Here is a 4523-nt window from a genome sequence, read left to right on the forward strand (position 1 = left end):
GGCGGAGAGGGCACCGGGGACGAGACCGGGGACGGCGGGACCGGGGAGGGCACCACCGAGGAGGAGGACGAGGGCGACGGCCTCACCACCCAACTCGCCGGCGTGGCCGACCTGCTGGACGGCATCCCCGCCCTGCTCGGCCCCAACGGCAGCGGCATCGGCTCCAACTCCTGGGTGATCTCCGGGGACTACACGACCACCGGCGAGCCCCTGCTGGCCAACGATCCGCACCTGGCCCCGATGCTGCCCTCCATCTGGTACCAGATGGGCCTGCACTGCACCGACGTCGGGCCCGAGTGCCCCTTCGAGGTGGCCGGCTTCACCTTCTCCGGCATGCCGGGCGTCGTCATCGGCCACAACGCCTCCATCGCCTGGGGCTTCACCAACCTGGGCGCCGACGTCAGCGACCTGTACCTGGAGAAGCTCAGCGACGGCACCTACCTGCGCGACGGCGAGCAGATCCCCTACAGCACCCGTCGCGAGGTGATCGAGGTCGCCGGCGGCGAGCCCCGCGAGATCACGATCCGCTCCACGGCCAACGGTCCGATCATCTCCGACCGCAGCGAGGAGATGCGCGACGCCGGCGTGCTGGCCCCGGTGACCGCCGGTGCCCCCGACCGCGGCCAGGGCTACGCCGTCTCGCTGCGCTGGACGGCGCTGGAGCCCTCCAACACCATGGACGCGGTCTTCAAGCTCAACGCCGCCGCCGACTTCACCGAGTTCCGCGAGGCCGCCCGGGACTTCGCCGTGCCCTCGCAGAACCTCCTGTACGCCGACACCGAGGGAAACATCGGCTACCAGGCCCCCGGCCGGATACCGGTGCGCGGCGAGGGCGACGGTCGCTACCCGGCCCACGGCTGGGATTCCGCCCACGACTGGGAGGGCTGGATCCCGCAGGACGAGCTGCCGTGGGAGTACAACCCCGAGCGCGGATACATCGTCACGGCCAACCAGGCCGTGATCGACTCCGAGGCGTACCCCTACGCGCTGACCGACGACTGGAGCTACGGCACCCGGAGCCGCCGGATCGAGGACCTCATCGAGGCCAAGATCCGTGACGGCGGCAAGATCTCCATGAACGACATGCGGTCCATGCAACTCGACGACAGCAACGAGATGGCCAAGATCCTGGTGCCGTACCTGCTGCGGATCGACATCGACGACCCCTACATCCGCGAGGCCCAGGAACTCCTGGAGGGCTGGGACTACACCCAGGACGCCGACTCCGCCGCGGCGGCCTACTACAACGCGGTCTGGCGGCACGTGCTGCGCTTCGCCTTCGGCCACAAGCTTCCCAAGGAGGTGCGGGTCGAGGGCCAGTGCCTGCGGGTGCGTCCCGCCGACGAGTCGGGCCCGCTGGAGGACGCCCACGGCCGGGCCCGTCTGGTCACCGAGTGCGGGGAGCGGTCCCCGGACAGCGCCCAGCCCGACGGCGGCGACCGCTGGTTCGAGGTCGTCCGGATCCTGCTCGAGGAGCCGGAGAGCGAGTGGTGGGTGTCCTCCGGGAACCGCACCACCCCCTCCTCCCGCGATCGGGACGAGTTGCTGGCCAAGGCGATGAAGGACGCCCGCTGGGAGCTGACCTCGCTGCTCGGCAAGGACATCTCCACCTGGAGCTGGGGCCGACTGCACCAGCTGGAGTTGACCAACCAGACCCTGGGCACCGCGGGCCCGGGCGTGGTGCGGGCCCTGCTCAACCGGGGACCGTGGAACATCTCCGGCGGCCAGGACGCGGTGAACGCCACCGGTTGGAACGCCGCGGGCGGCTACGGGGTGACCTGGGTGCCCTCGATGCGGATGGTGGTGAACCTGGCCGACTTCGACCAGTCGGTCTGGATCAACCTGACGGGCGCCTCCGGGCACGCCCACCACGCCCACTACACGGACCAGACGCGGTTGTGGGTCGAGGGCGAGTACCTGCCGTGGGTGTGGACCGACGAGGCGGTCGAGGAGGCCACGGAGAACACCATGGCCCTGCTGCCCTGACCCCCGCCCCGGGGTGCGTTCCGCGAAGCGCCCCGGGGCCCCGCCCACCACGCCCGACGGCGGTGACGGGGAACCGGTCCCGCCGGTCCCCGTCACCGCCGTCGGGCGTTCCCGGTGCGCCGCGCGCCTCCGGGGCGGTGTCCGTCCGGCGACCGCGGGATGTTCCCGCGGTCGCCGGGGGGCTCATCCCGTCGCCGGGCGGGCGCCGGTGATGCGGTGGACCCCCTCCGGGGTGACGGCGAGGTGCACCGGCCGGTCGTGTGCCTCGCAGGGCAGTTCGTCCATCACCTCGTGCCCGTAGAGCAGCACCGCCAGCAGCGGTCCCCGGTCGCTCCCGTTCCCGCCGTCGCCCGCGATCAGCCGGGCCAGCGCGCGGTCGTAGCTGCCGCCGCCGCGCCCCAGGCGCACGCCCCTGGAGTCCACGGCGAGGCCCGGCAGCAGGACCACGTCGGCCTCGTGCACGGCGTCGGGGCCCAGGCTTCCACCCGCCGGTTCGAAGAGTCGGATCCGGCCGTTCCCGTGCTCGGTCTCCCGCAGGGACTCGCGGCCCTCGTACAGGGCCCAGTCGAGGTCGTCGTCGGGGAGGAGTACCGGCAGCAGGACCCGGACGCCGCGGCGGCGCAACTCCTCCAACAGCAGGCGGGTGCCGGGTTCCCGGCCGACCGCCACGTACGCGGCCACCGTCCGGGCGGCCGCGACCTCCGGGAGGGACAACACCCGTTCGGCCAGCGACTCGGCGGCCTCCAGTGCCTCCTCGGCGGTCATCGCGGCCCGCACGGCCTGCAGGTCGCGGCGCACCTCGCGCTTGCGCTCGGCGGTCGCTCCCTCCTCGGCCCCGTCCGTGACGAGCGATCCGGCGCCTTCCGGGGGCCCGTCCCCGATGGGTGCGTCGGATTCAGGGGAGTGCCTCATGCGATCCCGCCGTCCGTTTCCGTCACTCGTGCTCCCTCGCCTGTGATCCGTTGTTGCGCGGATTTCCCGTTTCGTCGTCCGTCATGCGTCCGTCATGAGTCCGTCGTGCGTCGCCCCGTGCGGTGGTGCGCGCCGGCGGCGGGCGCCGGTGTGCGCCCGGGTTCCCGAACCCGGGGTTGACCGAACGTGGATTCGAGAAGAATTCCCGCCTTCGAATCCTGCCCGTGGCACATCCATCCTCCCAAAAATCCGCCCACCCGGACGCACCCGGGGAAAGCCCCTCGGACGAACCGATCAGATGGTTAAGGTGACCGCTATGACCTCTCCCCGTGCCCGGACCACCCCTTCCCTCACCAAGGCGGTCATCCCGGCGGCCGGCCTCGGCACCCGCTTCCTGCCCGCCACCAAGGCGACGCCCAAGGAGATGCTCCCCGTCGTCGACCAGCCGGCGATCCAGTACGTGGTGGAGGAGGCCACCCGGGCCGGCCTCACCGATGTCCTCATGGTCACCGGTCGCAACAAGCGCCCGCTGGAGGACCACTTCGACCGCAACTACGAGCTGGAGGAGGTGCTGCGCGCCAAGGGTGACGCCGGCCGCCTCTCGCGCGTCCAGCAGTCCACCGGCCTGGCCACCATGCACTACGTTCGCCAGGGCGACCCCAAGGGCCTGGGCCACGCCATCCTCTGTGCCGCGCCCCACGTCGGTGACCAGCCCTTCGCCGTCCTGCTGGGCGACGACCTCATCGACGCCCGCGACCCCCTGCTGACCACGATGATGGACGTGCGCGAACGGCACGGCGGCAGTGTCGTCGCCCTGCTGGAGGTCGACCCCTCCCAGATCCACCTCTACGGCTGCGCCGCCGTGGAGGAGAGCGACGGGGACGGCGTCATGCGCGTCACCGACCTCGTGGAGAAGCCGGCGGCGGCCGACGCCCCCAGCCACTACGCCGTCATCGGCCGCTACGTCCTGGACCCGGCCGTCTTCGACGTGCTGCGCGAGACCCCGCCCGGTCGCGGCGGGGAGATCCAGATCACCGACGCCCTCCAGACCATGGCCGCCGATCCCTCCATCGGTGGTCCGGTGCACGGCGTGGTCTTCCGCGGGCGCCGCTACGACACCGGCGACCGGGGCGATTACCTGCGCGCCATCGTCCGCCTCGCCTGCGAGCGCGAGGACCTGGGTCCGGACTTCCGCGACTGGCTGACCAAATACGTCAACGGGGAGATGCGCGAACTTGGCTGACATCCGGTCGGTCGACGAGCACCTGGCCGAGATCCTGGCCACGGTCCGTCCCCTGGAACCACTCGAACTGCCGCTGGACGACGCGCACGGTTGCGTCCTCGCCGAGGACGTCACCGTGCCCGTCGCGCTGCCGCCCTTCGACAACAGCTCCATGGACGGCTACGCCGTGCGGGTGGCGGATGTCGAGGGCGCCGACGAGCGGTACCCGGCCGTGCTGGAGGTGATCGGCGACGCGCCGGCCGGGGGTGGGACCCCGGCGCCGGCCGTCGGTCCCGGCCGGACGGTGCGGATCATGACCGGCGCCCCGTTGCCACCGGGCGCCGAGGCCGTGGTTCCCGTGGAGTGGACCGACGGCGGCACCGGGGGCGGGCCGGTCGAGACG

At 72.2% G+C, this 4523-nt stretch carries 3 protein-coding genes and 1 pseudogene; 3 read left to right on the forward strand and 1 reads right to left on the reverse strand.

All coding sequences use genetic code 11. The features are described 5' to 3' along the window. A partial coding sequence (locus FOE67_RS17550; RefSeq protein ID WP_182665382.1) for a penicillin acylase family protein occupies positions 1-1986 on the forward strand: 1986 nt, incomplete at its 5' end. A 183-nt stretch (positions 1987-2169) separates the two neighbouring features. Here the strand turns inward: FOE67_RS17550 and FOE67_RS17555 are convergent. Continuing rightward, positions 2170-2898 (reverse strand): 5-formyltetrahydrofolate cyclo-ligase, encoded by a 729-nt coding sequence (locus FOE67_RS17555; RefSeq protein ID WP_182665384.1) that lies wholly within the window; start codon positions 2896-2898, stop codon positions 2170-2172. A gap of 316 nt (positions 2899-3214) precedes the next feature. On the opposite strand from FOE67_RS17555, the gene FOE67_RS17560 reads away from it, so the two are divergent. Together FOE67_RS17560 and FOE67_RS17565 are read left to right on the forward strand one after the other, a co-directional pair. Beyond that, complete coding sequence (locus FOE67_RS17560) at positions 3215-4141, forward strand: UTP--glucose-1-phosphate uridylyltransferase (RefSeq protein ID WP_182665386.1); 927 nt, start codon at positions 3215-3217, stop codon at positions 4139-4141. Beyond that, positions 4134-4523 (forward strand): annotated as a pseudogene (locus tag FOE67_RS17565) (gephyrin-like molybdotransferase Glp); the annotation flags it as partial. The gene FOE67_RS17560 and the pseudogene FOE67_RS17565, both read left to right, overlap by 8 nt.

The organism is Streptomyces calidiresistens (assembly GCF_014141525.1).
GTDB classification, from domain to species: Bacteria; Actinomycetota; Actinomycetes; order Streptomycetales; family Streptomycetaceae; genus Streptomyces; species Streptomyces calidiresistens.

What these genes read in the sequence shown, in the direction of transcription:
- FOE67_RS17555 (WP_182665384.1), bottom strand. Translation starts at nt 2,898, where the DNA reads ATGAGGCACTCCCCTGAATCCGACGCACCCATCGGGGACGGGCCCCCG.
- FOE67_RS17560 (WP_182665386.1), top strand. Translation starts at nt 3,215, where the DNA reads ATGACCTCTCCCCGTGCCCGGACCACCCCTTCCCTCACCAAGGCGGTC.